Genomic DNA, 17,044 nt, shown 5'->3' with positions numbered 1-17,044 from the left:
TTAGAATAGTTATTAACTATGGAGGAAAATATCGTGTCTGAAAATAACATGAAACACCGTTCATCTGTCTACGATAGCATGGTTAAATCGCCTAACCGTGCCATGCTTCGTGCGACTGGGATGACGGATGATAGTTTTGAAAAGCCTATTGTTGGGGTTATCTCAACTTGGGCTGAGAACACACCATGTAATATCCACTTGCACGGTTTTGGTCAAATTGCCAAAGAAGGTGTTAAAGACGCGGGTGCTTGGCCAGTTCAATTTGGTACGATTACCGTTGCTGATGGTATTGCCATGGGGACACCAGGGATGCGTTTCTCATTGACATCTCGTGATATCATTGCTGACTCAATCGAAGCAGCTATGGGTGGTCACAACGTCGATGCCTTTGTGGCTATCGGTGGATGTGATAAGAACATGCCTGGTTCTATGATTGCCATTGCTAACATGGATATTCCAGCGATTTTTGCCTATGGTGGTACCATTGCACCAGGTAATCTTAACGGTAAGGATATCGACTTGGTTTCTGTTTTCGAAGGTATCGGTAAATGGAACCACGGTGATATGACCGCTGAAGAGGTTAAAGAGCTTGAATGTAATGCCTGCCCTGGCCCTGGTGGTTGTGGTGGTATGTATACTGCCAACACAATGGCGACAGCAATCGAAGTAATGGGGATGAGTCTTCCAGGATCATCATCTCACCCTGCAGAATCAGCTGAGAAGAAAGCAGATATCGAAGAAGCAGGTCGTGCGGTTGTTAAGATGCTTGAACTAGGTCTTAAACCATCAGATATCTTGACACGTGAAGCCTTTGAAGATGCCATCACCGTCACAATGGCACTTGGTGGTTCAACCAATGCGACACTTCACTTGCTCGCTATTGCTCACGCCGCTAATGTTGATTTGACACTTGAAGATTTCAACGATTTCCAAGAGCGTGTGCCTCACTTGGCTGACTTGAAACCATCAGGTCAATATGTCTTCCAAGACCTTTACAATGTCGGTGGTGTGCCAGCCGTTATGAAATACCTTCTTAAGAATGGTTTCCTTCACGGTGATCGTATCACATGTACTGGTAAGACTGTTGCAGAAAACTTGGAGGCCTTCGATGATTTGACACCAGGTCAAAAAGTCATCATGCCACTTGAAAATCCTAAACGTGCTGATGGTCCATTGATTATCTTGAAAGGTAACTTGGCTCCAGAAGGTGCGGTTGCCAAAGTATCAGGGGTTAAAGTTCGTAACATTACTGGTCCTGCTAAAGTATTTGACTCAGAAGAAGATGCCATCGAAGCCGTTCTTTCTGATGAAATCGTTGATGGCGACGTAGTTGTTGTACGTTTTGTAGGTCCTAAGGGTGGTCCTGGTATGCCAGAAATGTTGTCATTGTCATCAATGATCGTTGGTAAAGGTCAAGGGGACAAGGTTGCCCTCTTGACAGATGGACGTTTCTCAGGTGGTACTTACGGACTCGTTGTTGGTCACATTGCTCCTGAAGCTCAGGTTGGTGGACCTATTGCCTACCTCCGTACAGGTGATATGGTTACAGTTGACCAAGATACTAAAGAAATTACTATGCACGTTTCAGACGAAGAGTTGGCGAAACGTAAAGCTGAAACTGAGTTGCCACCACTTTATAGCCGTGGTGTCCTCGGTAAGTATGCTCACATCGTTTCATCAGCATCTCGTGGTGCCGTTACCGACTTCTGGAACATGGATAAATCAGGTAAAGCCTAATTACATGATATAAAATAAAATCACACCGGACATTTGTTCGATGTGATTTTTTGGTGTTAAATCCTGAGACAGTTGATGGCAGCATCATGAAAAAGTGATCGTCTATCTGCTGTTAGCCTCAAAAAAACCGGTTGGAAATGTCCAATCGGTTTTCCTTTTATTTTCCGCCTCGAGGTGAGATACCAAGAGCAATACGTCCATAACGACTGATACGTGTCATCTTCCAGACAGGTGAATAAGTGGTTTCTACCTTGACAGAGTTAATGCCGTCGATGGCTTTTAGCTTTTCAGCGATTTCATAAGGCATTGTCTCTTCACAGCCACAACCAGTATCAGTAAAGGTCATAAGGAAGTAGCAGTGGCCATTTTCATCGACGGTGATTTCATAAATCAAACCAAGGTTGTAAATATCTAGCTCAATTTCAGGGTCGAATACAGTGGTCATTTGTTCAACGATTGGCTCTAAGAAGGGCTGGGCCAAATCATTGACCTTAATATCATCACGGAAGTTTTTCATAGGACTCATTCTTTCTATTTTGCTTTTGCTTATTATGGCATAATTTAGGGCTTTTTTCAATCTCGGATGGCAATATGAGGCTTTAGTGAGCGAGTGGATTGACAATAAAAAAACTCCAACAGTCAAACCGTTGAAGATAATGTGATTTATGCTTCAATATCAAGTAGTTTTGCAACCAAGGTTGCTCGAATGCCACCCATAATTGGAGCAAGAATGAAAATCCCAAACCTTGTGGAATTGTTCTCACCATTCCTAGATACAACAGATCTGATACCGACCAAACCCAATTTGGAAGTACCGATTGTTTTAGTCAAAGACTTTCCTTCTATATACATTTATACCCACACATAGTTTACCAAAAGCTTAGCTTCCTATCAAGTAAATTGTTTGAAGAGTGAAAGGAAAAAGAAACTTAAAAAGAGTTCTTCAGATATTCAGAATAACTAGTCAAATTGACAGAAAGGAGTGATTGTGATATTCTCATAGTAAGACATTTCAAGAGAAAATGAGGCTATTATGAGTATTGAAAAGACAGTCAGCGAGATTGCTGAAATCCTTGGCGTTAGTCGTCAAGCAGTCAATAATCGTGTCAAACAACTTCCAGAAGAAGATTTAGAAAAAAATGCTAAAGGGGTTACTGTCGTTAAACGCAGTGGCTTGATTAAGTTGGAGGAAATCTACAAGAAAACCATCTTTGACGATGAGCCAATCGATGAAGAAACAAAGCAACGTGAGTTGTTGGAAATTCTTGTAGACGAGAAAAACTCTGAGATTGCCCGTCTTTATGCTCAGTTGAAGGCTAAGGATGAGCAGTTGTCTAACATGGATGATCAATTGCGTGTCAAAGACGTTCAAATCGCTGAAAAGGACAAGCAAATCGATCAACAGCAACAATTGACCTTGACTGCTATGAAGGACAAGGAAGAGCTTAAACTGGAACTCGATGAGGCTAAGGTTGAGGTTGACGAAGCCAAGGCTCAAGTGGAAGAAATCCAGACCAAACAAGAAGAAGCTTCTAAAAAAGGTTTCTTTGGACGTCTATTTGGAAAATAAAAAAGAAGCTGGGACTCAGTCTCAGCTTTAACTATTATAGGAGATAAAATGGAAAATTTAGAAACTTATATTGCCTTTGATTTGGAGTTTAACACAGTGGATGGGGTTAGCCATATTATCCAAGTATCGGCCGTTAAGATGGACCAGCACAAGGAAGTGGGCCAGTTTGATTCTTTCGTCTATTCGGATGTTCCTTTGCAGTCCTTTATCAATGGTTTGACGGGAATTACAGCGGACAAGATTGCCAAGGCACCAATGCTAGAGTCCGTTCTGACGGACTTTAAATCATTTGTTGGCGACACTCCACTTATCGGCTACAATGCCCTTAAGTCGGACTTACCTATTTTGTCGGAAAATGGTTTGGACCTGGAAGAGCAGTATGCTTTAGATGTTTTTGATGAGGCTTTTGATCGTCGTGCTACTGATTTGAACGGTATTGTTAACCTTAAGTTGACTAGTGTGGCAGATTTCTTTGGAATTAAGGGACATGGCCATAACAGCTTGGAGGATGCTCGCATGACCGCACAGATTTATGAGAAGTTTCTCGAATTAGATGAGAATGCCAAGCTTCTGGAGCAACAGGAAGAAGTCAGTAACAATCCTTTTGCAGCCTTAGGTTTGGGCGGTCTTTTCGACTAAAGCTTTACAAGAGCTGTAAAGGTTGTAAAGAGTGATAGCTAACTTTTTCTGTAAGAAAAGAAAATCCTCTAGGGTTATAGCTTGCATATTACCTTGCGTTATAAGGTAGAATCTAGGTATCAAAGGTGGTGAAAGACCTTCTTTGATAGAAAATCTTAAAAGGAGGTGACTGAGATGTCGCAGTTTTCAACAGGAGAGTTGGCTAAAGCAGCAGAAGTGTCTGTTAGGACTGTCCAGTACTATGATCAACGAGGTATCTTGACGCCATCTGAAGTCACGGAGGGTGGTCGGAGAATCTATCACGAATCAGATTTGGAACGTTTGCAAGTCATTTGTTTCTTAAGAGATTTGGATTTCTCAATCAAACAGATCCAAAAACTCTTGCAAGAGGAGAATAGGGAACAGGTTTTAGAGCTGTTGTTGACAGACCAAATCGAGAGTTTGGAAAAGTCTTCAGAGGAAATAGAGGTCAAACTAAAACGTGCCCGTCACTTGCAAAAAGCAACTGCTAAACGACATCAACTTTCGCTGGAAGATTTGTCAGACATTTCACGTCTTATGGAAAATCAAAAATCATGGCGTCATTTGCAGTTGAGAATATATGGGAGTGTCATTCTAATCTCCCTTCTTTATCTGATGAGCCTACTGGTTGTCATTTATTATTTTAAGGATTCCAGAGGTATCTTTATTGTCGGTCCTGCTTATTTTTTAGTAATGAATTTAGTGGTGTTTCACTATAGAAAGCAGGTTGAATACCTCTGTCCTAATTGTCATAGGACCTTTGATCCAAGTTTTAAAGAATTTGCCATTGGAGGACATACACCAAGGACTCGTAAGCTGACTTGTCCTCATTGTCATGTGAAAACCTACTGTCTAGAGTTGGCTAAGACTAAAACAAAATAAGTTATCGAACATAAAAAAACGCTTGAGAATTACTTCTCAGGCGTTTTTAGCTTATTCAACTGAGCTTAGGGCTTCAAGCATATTAAGTTTGGCAAGACGTTTGTTGACGACGAAGCCAAGGATAATAAGGATTATGCCGATAAGAACAGCTGGTAAAAGGTAGGTAGCCAGTCCGATAGATGGATCAAACATGATACGATCTGGCGGAATGATGCTTACCATATATTGGTGGAGTGCCTGTCCAAGACCGAACCCTACGAAGATACCGATGATTGAAAGGTAAATGGTTTCACGATAGATGTAGAGGGATACTTCGTTATTGTAGAAACCAAGAACCTTAACGGTTGAAAGTTCGTGGATACGTTCTGAAACGTTGATGTTAGTGAGGTTATAGAGAACAACCACAGCAAGGAGAATGGAAACCGTAATCAAGATACCAATAACCTGTGTCAATGAATTGACCATAGTGCTGATTTGCAGTTTAAGGTTGTTGTTTTGAACAACACCGTAAACATTAGGTAAGTTGATGAATTTGGCTGCCATATTTTCAACATTTTGCTTAGTTGGTTCAGCAAGAGTAACAAGGTTGGCATTATTCACTGAAGGTGTCCCAAAAGCTTTTTGGTAGTAGCTAGCATTCATAAAGAGGAAATGCCCCATGTACATTTCAGTGATACCAGCTATCTTAATCTTGGCAGACTCATCCTGACTGTTTTGCACAGTAATGGTATCTCCAACCTTGAGGTTTAGGAGTTTTGCCATTTTTTCAGAGATAATAGCTCCGTCATTAGATAGCTTGAGAGTCTTATTACGGTCTCGGTCATGCAAGCTAACGTAACTATCAACGAGTTTATCGTCACGGTCATTAAAGACAAGGGTTGAGATTTCCTGAGTGTCCTTGTTGCTACCGGCAATTTTTTGCAAGGTTTCAAAATGGACATTCAAGTATTCTTTAACGTCTTTGCTATCGAGGAGTTTAGTGAGTTCCTCATCCAAAGCACTTGACGTATTTGGTTGCTTGGCAACAATCATATCATAGTGAATGATGTCTTCAAACTGTTGCTGGTTAAGGTTAGATACAGAAGATCGAATGCCTAAACCTGCGAAGAGCAGTGCAATAGAACCTGCGACACCAAAGAGGGTCATAAACATCCGTTGCTTATAGCGGAAAATATTACGCATGGTAACTTTTTCCGTAAAGCTGAGACGTTTCCAAAGAGGTGTGATGCGTTCTAGGACAATCTTAGCTCCTGCACGAGGTGGTTTTGGAAGAAGGAGTTGGGAAGGTTTTTCCCAGAGCTCTTTCTTGGCAACCGCAAAGGCAGGTAGCACAGCAGATAAGAGACCTAAAAGGAAGGCCACAAGAGTAAGTCCTAGGTAGAAGTGCAACTCGAAAGCAGGAAGTTGCAAATCGCTCTTATAAGTATTGTGGATTAGAATCGGAAGTAGTGTATGACCGGTAATAACACCTGCGGTTGTACCAGTAATACTCGTTATCAAACCATAAATGACGAATTTATGGATAATTCTCGGACTACTGTAGCCCAGGGCGTTGAAAATACCAGCCTTACCACGTTCTTCTTCAACAAAGCGTCCCATAGTTACAAAGGTAACCAAAGCTACCATAAAGTAGAGAGCGACAGGGAAGATGTTACTCACATCGTGAATGATGTTAATATTACTTTCATAAGCAACATATCCCTCAGAACCCGGAATCTCACGACGAGAGTAGAATTGATAGCTAGGCGCTGGTAAATTATCAACCATTGCTTGACTTTCTTCGAGTTCTTTTTGCTTGGCTTCAATTTTGGTAGTAGCTTCTTTGACGCTAGCGGCTTCGGCTGGGTTGCTTGTAGCCATTTGCTGGGTCTGTGCGAGTGCTGTTTCAAGTTCTTGTTTAGCTTGAGTAATTTGAGCTTGAGACTGTGACTTGATTTCAGCGAGGCGTTTCTCAGGTTCGTCTTTAAAGAGTTCCTTGAGTTCAGCCTTTCGTTCAGAAATCTTATTTGCGTATTTCTCACTAAAAGGACTAACATTTTCCAAATCCTTGTAGCGGATGCGGGCAATCATGTAATCATTAGAGGTGAAGTCCGTCTCTGGAACAATGGCGTAGCCATCCAGTTTCCCCGTACCAGCACTGGCATTACCAAGGCGGTTCCTAGAGAGAAGTTCAGAGGAATTAACAAAACCAGTAATGGTATATGTTTGTTCCTTTAATTGTTTTTGCCCTGAGCTATCTACTGGCTCAGAAAAGTTAATCTTATCTCCGACGCTATATTCTTCTTTATAAGTTGAGGAAAGAGCGATTTCCCCGTCCTTAGTAGGAAGTTTCCCCTCAATAAGGTCGTAAGTAGAGATTTTATTAGGTTTAGAGAAAATACGAAATGCCGTATTCGTCCCCTTGATAACAGCATCTTTGAAATAACCATACTCGATGTCTACATTCTTTTTCTTAATCGAATTGAGAAGGTCCTGATCGGTTTGGTTGATACTGTAAGTACTGATTAAGCTCAAGTCAGCGGTTTGATGCGTCTTGAAGAAGTGTTCCCCAGTTTTTTTCATATTAGGAGAAGTTACTTTAAGACCAATCAAGGCAAAGGATCCCAGTGCCATAAGCAAGGCAATAGAGAGCATACGCCCTTTAGAAGCTACAAAGGTTCGCCAAACATCTTTCCAATAAGTTGTTTTTTTCATGACGGTGCTCCTTTCTAGTATTCCAAGTCCTCGATTTTTTGTGGATTAGGATTAAGTTCCACACTCTTAATCTTGGCATCGTGCATTCGAATGACACGATCGGCAATTGGAGCTAGAGAAGCATTATGGGTCACGATAATAACAGTTGTTTCCTGTTTGCGAGCCATTTCTTGAAGGAGGGTCAGGATTTGTTTCCCTGTTTGATAATCCAGAGCCCCTGTTGGTTCATCACAAAGAAGGATCTTTGGATTTTTGGCAACGGCGCGTGCAATGGCAACACGCTGTTGCTCTCCACCAGATAGTTGTGATGGGAAGTTGTCTAAGCGGTCTCCCAAACCGACTTCGACGAGTGTTTGAGTAGCATCTTTAGCGCTTGGAACGATTTCGGATGCTAGTTCGACGTTTTCCCTGGCCGTAAGGTTTGAAACTAAGTTGTAAAATTGGAACACAAAGCCAACGTCCTCACGACGATAGGTTGTCAGTTCTTTAGCTGTGTATTCAGAGATATCCTTACCATCAATAATGACGCGGCCTTCGTCATTGGTGTCCATACCACCCAAGATGTTAAGAACGGTTGATTTCCCTGCACCAGAGGCACCGAGAATGACGACAAGCTCCCCTTTTTCAATATCAAAGCTTACGTCGTTGTTTGCGATAATTTCCAGATCACCGGTTTTATAGCGTTTATAGCTATGCTTCATTTGAATATAAGCCATGAATTTCCCTTTCATATGAAAATAATGATGCTGATAATTACCTATCTTTCCGTACTCTATTGTAACGGATTTTCCTTGGAATATCTAGGTTTTGTGGCAAAAAAAGGTTTAAAAGACGATAAGACTTTCTTACATGTGACAGAAATTTGAGCGAAGCGCTTACACATGAGAAAAACCTATTCTAGATGAGCTTTGAGTGAGGTGGAGATTTGGTGGAATAGTTATAAAGTTAGGTTATTTTTAGTCTTTTACTGCGTAGATTTGTTATTTTTCCAAATTTCCATAATTATTGCAGAGTTTAGGTCGGTAAATGTTTCACCATAGGGGTGTCAGAAGGGATCTGCTTTTGTATCAGAGTCGATGGTGAATAAAGAGTTTTTCATAGTTTCGAGCATGGATCTATCCAGAATACCGCCATTTTTTTGCATTTGGAAGATACATTTTCTATATGGGTTAATTTATTCGTGGGGAAATAGCGGCCTTTTCGTAATCATTTTTCGTGTGTTAGTTATTTTTAAAGAAGTTGTAAATGACTTAAAATGTGATATCTAAATGAGAGGTGCGAATTTTTAGAATGAGTTGTTTATTGGGAGGCGTTTTATAAAGTTATTTATAAATCCTTTTGTTGTAGCTTTCTTTGGTCTAATTGAGGGTTTTAGTTTCTAATAGTATTTTAGGATGTTGAAAACTCCACTTCCTGAATCAAGAATTCTTTTTATAGTTGCATTTAAAGTGTTTGGACAGAATTTTGCTATCCGATAAATTTTTTTGGGAGGTAAGTCAGCAAAAGTGGTTTCTGAAGAATCTGTCTAAAAAACAAGTATTATTTCCCTAAGTACCATTTAAAGAAATTACCATTTGCATAGCGTAAAAAAGCTAATCAGATAATAGATTGTCATCAATTTTAAGACATGAAGTTGTCATTTATTTAAAATGCTTAAAAATTAAAGAAATGCTTGAAATCAAGGTTTTTGCATGCTAAGATTGTTATCTGGGTGAAGGGTTGGTCAAACAGCTCAACCAACCTTTTACCACCTACAGCAGCAAATTGGACTCGTTGTTAGCCAGTTAGAGCTAACCAAACAAATAGTGAGGGATTTATGATTAAAAACAAAGATAATGGTTTTATCGGCAAAGCAGTAATCAGCTTGATTGCTACTTTGGGGACTCTAGCTCTATTCATGGGTACTAGTGGGGTCTCAGCTGACGTCAAAGAAGCTCCAAAACTCGATTTAGATGCCAATCAGACTAAGGTTCAAACCGTTAGTGATGAGGAAATGAAGACTCATGATGGGCAAGCTCAAGATACGAAGAAGCAAGAAACACCTGGGCAAAAACAGCCAGAAACTGAAGGAGCTAAGACTTCAGATGAGGAAACACCTGATTACATCGTTATCACTGAAGTAGTGGATTCGTCAGAGCATAAGCAGAACTCTAATCAAGTGGTTGATGGCGTCGCTCAAACGCTTGACCCAGACTTGTTGAATGAGATTTTAGCTCAAACTAGCGAAGTTGGAGAATACCAGATTTATGTCAAGAATGCTGATGAGCTATTAATTTCAGGACCGGTACCTATCCAAACAGCGAATGAAGATGTGAATTACCCTAATTTAGAAAGTTCATTAAATTCAGCGAGCATCTACTTAGGTCAAAAGAATCGCTATGAATTGGCCAACGAAGAAGACGCACAGTCAGGTCTTGCTTTAGTTGAAGAATAAAATTTTTATATGACTATCACAAAAAGACTTGGATTTCTTGTCCAAGTCTTTTGTATGTTATGACTGAGTTACTAAATGAGTGTATAGAAAAAAGGAACCGCGAGATTCCTTTTTATTTTTTAGAATGGCAATTTACCGGCAAAGGCACCCATTGATTTTTTAGTCGCTTCGTCAATTTGTCCAAGAGCATCGTTAAGTGCTTGAACAGTCATATCTTGAAGTGTTTCCACATCATCAGGATCCACGACAGCATCAGCGAAAGTGATGTTAACCACTTTTTTATCACCAGTTAATTCAGCAACAACCAAGTCTTGTGCTGATTTTCCAGTGAAGGTTGTAGCAGCCAATTCAGCTTGGCTTTTTTCCATTTGTTTCTGAAGCTTTTGAGCTTGCTTCATCATGTTTTGCATGTTCATCATAATAGTTTCTAGATTCCTTTCATACCAAGGGTTTAGCCCCTGTTTCTTAAATTTTACTGCCCACTTCTGACCAGAAATAAGTAGTATAAAAATCTTAACTATTATACCATGTTTAGCTTGATTGACAAAGTGGGGAGAGGCGTTGGAGAAATTTATAAAGACCTGATTTTTTCTTATTCATAACAAATGTTAGAGCAATTACAAATCATTAAATTGTAAGACTTATGATAAATACGGTACAATGGTTTATTGTTAATCCAGTCAAAATTCGATTGGAGATAAGAAAGAAAGAGAAGATAAGGATGCAAAAAAGAAATATTTTGGTGATTTTTGTAGGACTAATTATAGGGCTGTATACAGTCTTAGGAATGAGCCTATTTACTTTTTTTAATTTAAAATACCACTCTGTTTATTATGCTCAGCACATCCCTCATAAGGAGGGGACAGAACCGGACATCATTATGCTGATGGAGAATAATGACTGGATTTATACACCGGAAATAGATGGTATTAGCTATGATGATGATGGGTCGTACGCAATAACTAGAGAAAAAGGAACCAAAACGTCCATATTAGATTTTTCAGGTGATACTCTATTTTTTATTTCGGCATCAGGTAATGGCTATCTTTTTAATCGAAATTTTTCTAACCAATATGCTTTAGATGAACATTATCATACTATTAAATATAAGCAACGAACCGTCCAAAAAGAAATTAGAGAGACCGTCCAACCAGTGATTGATGCTCAACCAAAACCATTAATTAATCTTCAGTGGTTGTTTAATTTAATTTATCAAAGTAGGTTTAATTAGAGAATAAGATAGCATAGAAGTGTTTTGTAGGGACTCTTGCCTTTGCTATTTGAAAGTAGTTTAGGTTGAGTGAAATAGTCGGGAGAGTGGTTCGATATAATAGGTCCATTTCTTGGCTTTCCATGACGGCTAACCTTTGAAAACACCTCATTTTTATGCTACTATGAAAGTTATGGAAAAACAGTTACAAGGCTTGACGCAGATGGAGGTCAAGCGGCGGATAGATGCCGGTAAAACAAATCATTTTAAAGCAAAAACTGGCTCCAGCAACTGGGAGATTTTTAGGCGTAATGTCTTTAACTCCTTTAATATGCTCAATTTTGCTATTTTTGTGGCCTTGATTGCTGTTCAGGCTTGGTCGAATCTTTTTTTCTTCGGAATCATTGTGCTTAATGCCTTTACGGGGATGATGACAGAGTTGCGTGCCCGTCGCATGATTGATAAGCTCAATCTCATGAATAAGGATCAAATCCGTGTGGTGCGTGATGGTGAGGTAACTTGTATTGATCCTCAGGATATTGTCTTGGATGATATCATGCTCTTGTCTGCGGGTGAGCAGGTGCCTAGTGATGCCGTGGTTGTTGATGGGATGGCTGAGCTTAACGAGGCTATGCTGACAGGTGAGAGTGACCTTATTCTCAAGAAGGATGGGAAGGAGTTGCTCTCAGGTTCTTACCTTGTGAGTGGTCAGGTTTATGCTAAGGTTATTAACGTAGCCGAGGATAATTATGCCAATAAGCTCATGCTTGAGGCCAAGACGCATAAGCCAATCGTGTCACGTATCCTCTATAATATGGATAAGATTGCCAAGTTTACGGGCAAGATTGTGATACCGTTTGGGCTTGCGCTCTTTTTTGAGGCTTACTTGATTAAACAGCTCTCTCTTCAAGAGTCGGTAGTTACCAGTTCGACAGCCCTTCTGGGAATGTTGCCTAAGGGAATTGCCCTTTTGACAATTACCTCTCTTTTGACGGCCGTTATTAAGCTTGGAATGAAACATATCCTGGTGCAGGAGATGTACTCTGTCGAAACCTTGGCGCGTGTCGATGTGCTTTGTTTAGATAAAACAGGAACAATTACGCAAGGAAAGATGACCGTTAAGGGTTTGAAACTACTGTCGGAGCGTTTCACTAAAGAGGATTTGGAGCGCTTGCTTGCGGCCTATATGCAGCATAGCAAGGATAACAATGCAACGGCTCAGGCGATTCGAAATGCCTATGAACGTCTGGAGCATCACTATCAGGTAGGGGATGTTATCCCATTTTCAAGTGATCGTAAATGGGGTGCTATGAGCATTGACGGGGTCGGAACTCTCTTTTTGGGAGCACCTGAGATGCTTCTTAAGGAAAACCCAAAAGCAGTCGATCAGGCGCAGGCTCGTGGTTCTCGTGTTTTGATTTTGGCATGGAGTCAGTCAGCGGTTGATACAGAGACTATGAGTTTGCCGAATGATGTTGAAGGCTTGACCTTGCTCGAAATTGCCGATCCTATTCGTGAGGATGCTGCAGAAACTTTGGAATACCTACGTTCAGAAGATGTGACGCTTAAGATTATTTCTGGTGACAATCCTGTGACGGTTTCTCATATTGCCCACCAGGCTGGTTTTGCGGATTATCAAAGTTATATTGACTGTTCTAAGGTCAGTGATGAGGAGTTGGAGGCTTTGGCTGAAGATACGGCAATCTTTGGTCGCGTATCTCCACATCAGAAGAAGTTGTTAATCCAAACCCTTAATGCCAATGGGCATACCACAGCTATGACTGGTGACGGTGTCAACGATATCTTGGCACTACGTGAGGCGGACTGTTCGATTGTTATGGCTGAAGGGGATCCCGCTACACGTCAGATTGCCAACTTGGTGCTTATGGATTCAGAGTTTAAGGATATTCCTGAAATTCTATTTGAGGGACGTCGTGTGGTTAATAATATTGCCCACATTGCACCTATTTTCCTCATCAAAACGGTCTATTCCTTCCTTTTGGGGCTTATCTGTATTGCCAGTATTGTTTTTGGAAAGGCAGAGTACCTCTTGGTCTTCCCATTCATTCAGGTTCAGATGACATTAGCGGGGCAATTTATCGAGGGTCTTCCACCATTTATTTTGACCTTCGAACGTAATATACGACCTGTTGAGAAACATTTCCTCAGACGTTCGCTTCAGTTGTCTATTCCTAATGCCTTGATGCTGGTTATCAGTGTTCTTATTTTCCATCTATCTCAGGTCTATCTTGGTATGAGCAATACGGACATGCTGACGCTGTCTTACTATATGATGGGATCAACGGGTGTTCTTGCCGTTATTCGTGCTTGTATCCCGTTGAACAAGGGACGTGTGGCCTTGATTATTTACTCAGTCTTTGGTTTCTTAATTAGCTCTTACTATCTTCGAGATGTGATTGAAATTTCGACACTTAATAGCTACACCTTGCCAATCTATCTGGTAGCAATGGCTATCTGTATACCGCTTTTCTTTTGGATTAGCTATAAACAAGGTGCTTTCCAAAAAACATAAGTCAAAACTCGAGCTTGGTAACAGGCTTGAGTTTTTTTGATACCTCAACAGTAGGAAAGATCTTGATGTGTATGAGGTATGGTACAATAGAGGCATGAAAACAGTAGGGCACTTGACGCCAAAAGTCATTAAAGCTTTTGATTTGGACTACAAGCCTGGTGAAGAAATCACGCTGTCTGCACAACGTAAGAAGCATATGGAAAAACACCGCCAGGAATTCAGTGATTTTGATGCTACCTATGAACGTATTCCAGAGATTATTGCTCATCCGGACTATATCGGTCGCCATCCTAATGGCCAGTCCTTGGAATATATCAAACGTATTGATGGTAATGTTCTGGTAGCGGTCAGATTATGTGATAAACTTAATGTCCGTACCATGTTTGTGATTAAAGATTCTAAGCTGAAAAACTATCTAAATGCTGGTAGAGCTAAGAAAATGTGATATAATATGGGTAAGAAATAACAACGAGGGCGGAAGAGGCAGCCGCCGCACCTTCGGGTCTGAAAGAGATGCAGGACTGTCACCCTGCCGTTGTTTATCAATCCAAGAAGTCCCTTTGGGGGCTTTTTTATTTTGTAAAGTGTGGTGACAAGACTATCTCACTCTCTGAATGAGGTATGGACGAATCTTATAAGGGAGGAATTGTCAAAATTAACAGAAAATTCTTGACATCTCTCTAAAAAGGAGTACAATAGTTGGTAAATCAGAAAGTAACTGGTCTTAGATTTTCAGGGAGCCTGCGGTGATTGTGAGTAGGTAATCGAGATGAGCGAACATTGGGCTGATTGGATGATAATGAGAAGGTAATACATATTCTTCTCGGTTGGCACCCCTTACCGTGCAACTCCTTGTTAGAGGAGATAGAGATGATGGTCGTTTTTTTGGAGACCATTAACTGAGGTGGTACCGTGTTAAACTAGATTTAATGCCCTCACAGAGTTTTTCTCTGTGAGGTTTTTTGTTTACTTTTATCTTTAAAGAAGTGTTATGTCATTATTCAATGAAAGGTTGGGTATTTATGGATGCATTAAGCGATATTCGAATTGAGATTGATAATATTGACAGACAGTTGATTCGATTACTGGCCCAACGTCAAATACTTGTGGAAAAGGCAGGACGGCTTAAACCCAAGGGAGACAAGGTTGCTGTCCAGGCTAGTGATCGTGTTGCTCAAGTGATAGCAAACCGTCGTAAGGAGGCACTAGAGCTTGGCTTATCGCCAGATGTGGCTGAAAGTGTTTGGAGAAGCATGATTAAAGCATTTATTGCTTTGGAAGAGAAAGTGAACAAAGAATAATATGGTGCCAATACATCCTATAAAGGGGCCTTGCATCAGTCTTATTACTCTTGATAAACCAGTTTGAAAGGAAATATTATGAGAAAAATTTTACCAGCCGATACCTTAACACCAATCTTGGCTTATATGCGTGTTCAAGGGGAACACAAGGTTATCCTTGAATCGATTCCTCGTGAGAAGGAAAATGCACGTTTTTCTATTGTTGCCTACAATCCGGTCTTTGAAGTAACCTTCAAGGATGGTGTTCTTTATGAAAATGGTAAGGTTATTAATCAAGATCCTTTCGAATACTTGGACCAAGTAACAGTCAAGGGCATCAAGTCTGATCTACCTTTCGCAGGTGGTGCTATCGGGTTTGCAGGCTATGACATGATTGGTCTCTATGAAAATATCGGTGAGATTCCAGAAGATACGATTGGGACACCTGATATGCATTTCTTCATCTATGAGTCTTATTTGATTTTTGACCACAAGAAGGAAAAGGTTTATGTGGTTGAGGACAATATCTACTCTGGTCGTGACAACGATGCGGTGCGTCAAGCTCTTGGTCAGGTGGTAACCAACCTCCAGACTCAGGCGCCAAACGAGTTTACGCCTCAAGCCTTGCAAGCCTTGCAATTTTCAAATCATATCGAAAAAGAAGTCTTCATGGATATGGTGGCTAAGGCCAAGAAACTCATTCGTGAGGGAGATATGTTCCAATGTGTGCTTAGCCAACGCTTTTCAGCGGACTTTGAGGGAGATCCTTTGGATTACTACCGTAACTTGCGTGTGACCAACCCATCAAACTATCTTTATTTCTACGATTTTGGAGATTATCAGGTGATTGGTGCTAGCCCAGAGAGTTTGGTTTCAGTGAAAAATGGAGAGGTGGTAACCAATCCGATTGCTGGAACTCGCCCTCGTGGTACCAATGAGGCGGAAGACGCTGCTTTGGCAGATGAACTCTCACATGATGTCAAAGAAACTGCGGAACACCGTATGTTGGTTGACTTGGGACGTAATGATATTGGTAAGATTGCTAAAAATGGTACGGTCAAGGTGACCAAGTATATGGAAGTTGAGTATTTCCGCTATGTGATGCATCTTACCAGTGTGGTTAAGGGACAACTCTTGCCGGAATTGACAGCACTGGATGCGCTAAAATCAACCCTTCCAGCTGGAACCGTATCAGGAGCACCTAAGATTCGTGCCATGCGTCGTATATATGAGCTTGAGCAGGAAAAACGTGGTATTTATGCGGGAGCTATTGGTTATCTGTCTGCGACAGGAGATATGGACTTTGCCATTGCCATCCGTACTATGATTCTCAAAAATCAAAAAGCCTATGTTCAAGCAGGTGCTGGTGTTGTTTACGATAGTGTTCCTGAAAATGAATTTTACGAAACGATTAACAAGGCGAAAGCTATGACAAGAATAGGAGATGCCCAATGATTTTATTAGTTGATAACTATGACTCTTTTACCTATAATTTGGCACAATACCTAGGGACATTTACAGAGGTAAAGGTCTTGCGTAACGATGATGAGACCCTCTATGAAGAGGCGGAAAAAGCTGACGGGCTTGTCTTTTCACCGGGTCCAGGTTGGCCAGCTGATGCGGGTAAAATGGAAGCCTTAATCAAGGATTTCGCTGGTAAAAAACCGATGATGGGAATTTGCTTGGGGCATCAAGCTATTGCGGAAACTTTTGGTGGTAAACTTGGCTTGGCTAAGAATGTCATGCATGGGAAACAAAGTAACATCACTTTTGAAACGCCATCACCTATTTTCAAGGATATCGACAATGATGTCCCAATCATGCGTTACCATTCCATCGTTGTTGACCAAATGCCAGAGGGCTTTGATGTGACAGCTATCACAACTGATGATCAAGAAATTATGGCCATTCAACATAAGGAGCTACCTATTTACGGTTTGCAATATCACCCAGAAAGCATCGGAAGTCCAGATGGACTTAAGATGGTTGAAAATTTCGTAAAAATTGTTGCAGGCTAGTTGGACAGTCTTTGGACTAGATTTTT

General features: G+C 40.8%; 16 protein-coding genes. 11 read left to right on the top strand and 5 right to left on the bottom strand.

From position 1 onward, the window contains the following. Positions 1-33 precede the first annotated feature (33 nt). On the top strand, positions 34-1,737 hold the full coding sequence (gene ilvD / locus NSQ79_RS08245) for a dihydroxy-acid dehydratase (protein WP_002884316.1): 1,704 nt from the start codon (positions 34-36) through the stop codon (positions 1,735-1,737). A gap of 157 nt (positions 1,738-1,894) precedes the next feature. Here the strand turns inward: ilvD and NSQ79_RS08240 are convergent, their stop codons facing one another. Beyond that, entirely contained in the window at positions 1,895-2,254 is a 360-nt protein-coding gene (locus tag NSQ79_RS08240; RefSeq protein ID WP_013991066.1) for a metal-sulfur cluster assembly factor, read from the bottom strand. A 146-nt stretch (positions 2,255-2,400) separates the two neighbouring features. Continuing rightward, positions 2,401-2,568 carry a hypothetical protein gene (locus NSQ79_RS08235; RefSeq protein ID WP_153300619.1) on the bottom strand — a complete coding sequence of 56 codons (168 nt, stop codon included), beginning with the start codon at positions 2,566-2,568 and terminating at the stop codon, positions 2,401-2,403. Positions 2,569-2,770: 202 nt separating this feature from the next. Here NSQ79_RS08235 and NSQ79_RS08230 point away from each other — a divergent pair, with 202 nt between their 5' ends. From NSQ79_RS08230 to NSQ79_RS08220, 3 genes are all read left to right on the top strand, one after another. Continuing rightward, a complete protein-coding gene (locus tag NSQ79_RS08230) occupies positions 2,771-3,307 on the top strand; it encodes a DUF536 domain-containing protein (protein WP_002884601.1) in 537 nt (178 codons plus the stop codon). 48 nt (positions 3,308-3,355) lie between these two features. Beyond that, complete coding sequence (locus NSQ79_RS08225; protein WP_049528387.1) at positions 3,356-3,946, top strand: 3'-5' exonuclease; 591 nt, start codon at positions 3,356-3,358, stop codon at positions 3,944-3,946. 174 nt (positions 3,947-4,120) lie between these two features. After that, positions 4,121-4,849, top strand: coding sequence for a MerR family transcriptional regulator (locus NSQ79_RS08220; RefSeq protein WP_013991063.1), 729 nt, complete (start codon positions 4,121-4,123; stop codon positions 4,847-4,849). A 51-nt stretch (positions 4,850-4,900) separates the two neighbouring features. Here the strand turns inward: NSQ79_RS08220 and NSQ79_RS08215 are convergent, their stop codons facing one another. Both NSQ79_RS08215 and NSQ79_RS08210 read right to left on the bottom strand, forming a co-directional pair. Next, positions 4,901-7,543: an FtsX-like permease family protein gene (locus NSQ79_RS08215; RefSeq protein ID WP_049528382.1), complete on the bottom strand. Its 2,643-nt coding sequence runs from the start codon at positions 7,541-7,543 to the stop codon at positions 4,901-4,903. A gap of 14 nt (positions 7,544-7,557) precedes the next feature. Beyond that, a complete protein-coding gene (locus NSQ79_RS08210) occupies positions 7,558-8,259 on the bottom strand; it encodes an ABC transporter ATP-binding protein (protein ID WP_013991060.1) in 702 nt (233 codons plus the stop codon). A 1,100-nt stretch (positions 8,260-9,359) separates the two neighbouring features. On the opposite strand from NSQ79_RS08210, the gene NSQ79_RS08205 reads away from it, so the two are divergent. Then, on the top strand, positions 9,360-9,977 hold the full coding sequence (locus NSQ79_RS08205; protein WP_013991059.1) for a hypothetical protein: 618 nt from the start codon (positions 9,360-9,362) through the stop codon (positions 9,975-9,977). 119 nt (positions 9,978-10,096) lie between these two features. Here the strand turns inward: NSQ79_RS08205 and NSQ79_RS08200 are convergent, their stop codons facing one another. Next, positions 10,097-10,396: a YbaB/EbfC family nucleoid-associated protein gene (locus NSQ79_RS08200; RefSeq protein WP_002884818.1), complete on the bottom strand. Its 300-nt coding sequence runs from the start codon at positions 10,394-10,396 to the stop codon at positions 10,097-10,099. A gap of 302 nt (positions 10,397-10,698) precedes the next feature. On the opposite strand from NSQ79_RS08200, the gene NSQ79_RS08195 reads away from it, so the two are divergent. The 6 genes from NSQ79_RS08195 to NSQ79_RS08170 all read left to right on the top strand — a co-directional run bounded on the left by NSQ79_RS08195 (position 10,699) and on the right by NSQ79_RS08170 (position 17,018). Then, complete coding sequence (locus tag NSQ79_RS08195; RefSeq protein WP_061652303.1) at positions 10,699-11,208, top strand: hypothetical protein; 510 nt, start codon at positions 10,699-10,701, stop codon at positions 11,206-11,208. A 163-nt stretch (positions 11,209-11,371) separates the two neighbouring features. Next, a complete protein-coding gene (locus NSQ79_RS08190; RefSeq protein ID WP_195214555.1) occupies positions 11,372-13,720 on the top strand; it encodes an HAD-IC family P-type ATPase in 2,349 nt (782 codons plus the stop codon). 94 nt (positions 13,721-13,814) lie between these two features. Further along, positions 13,815-14,165 carry a PBECR2 nuclease fold domain-containing protein gene (locus tag NSQ79_RS08185; RefSeq protein WP_014634923.1) on the top strand — a complete coding sequence of 117 codons (351 nt, stop codon included), beginning with the start codon at positions 13,815-13,817 and terminating at the stop codon, positions 14,163-14,165. A 577-nt stretch (positions 14,166-14,742) separates the two neighbouring features. Beyond that, positions 14,743-15,021: a chorismate mutase gene (locus tag NSQ79_RS08180; RefSeq protein ID WP_045002037.1), complete on the top strand. Its 279-nt coding sequence runs from the start codon at positions 14,743-14,745 to the stop codon at positions 15,019-15,021. 78 nt (positions 15,022-15,099) lie between these two features. Then, the gene (gene trpE, locus NSQ79_RS08175) at positions 15,100-16,455 is read left to right on the top strand and encodes an anthranilate synthase component I (protein ID WP_118184839.1); all 1,356 of its coding nucleotides are present in this window, start codon (positions 15,100-15,102) and stop codon (positions 16,453-16,455) included. Next, complete coding sequence (locus tag NSQ79_RS08170) at positions 16,452-17,018, top strand: aminodeoxychorismate/anthranilate synthase component II (RefSeq protein WP_013991050.1); 567 nt, start codon at positions 16,452-16,454, stop codon at positions 17,016-17,018. The genes trpE and NSQ79_RS08170 overlap by 4 nt, the downstream gene beginning before the upstream one ends. Positions 17,019-17,044: the final 26 nt, after the last annotated feature.

The sequence above is a fragment of the Streptococcus sp. FSL W7-1342 genome, from assembly GCF_037966635.1.
Lineage (GTDB): Bacteria > Bacillota > Bacilli > Lactobacillales > Streptococcaceae > Streptococcus > Streptococcus salivarius_D.
This window is presented reverse-complemented; position numbering and strand designations above follow the sequence as displayed.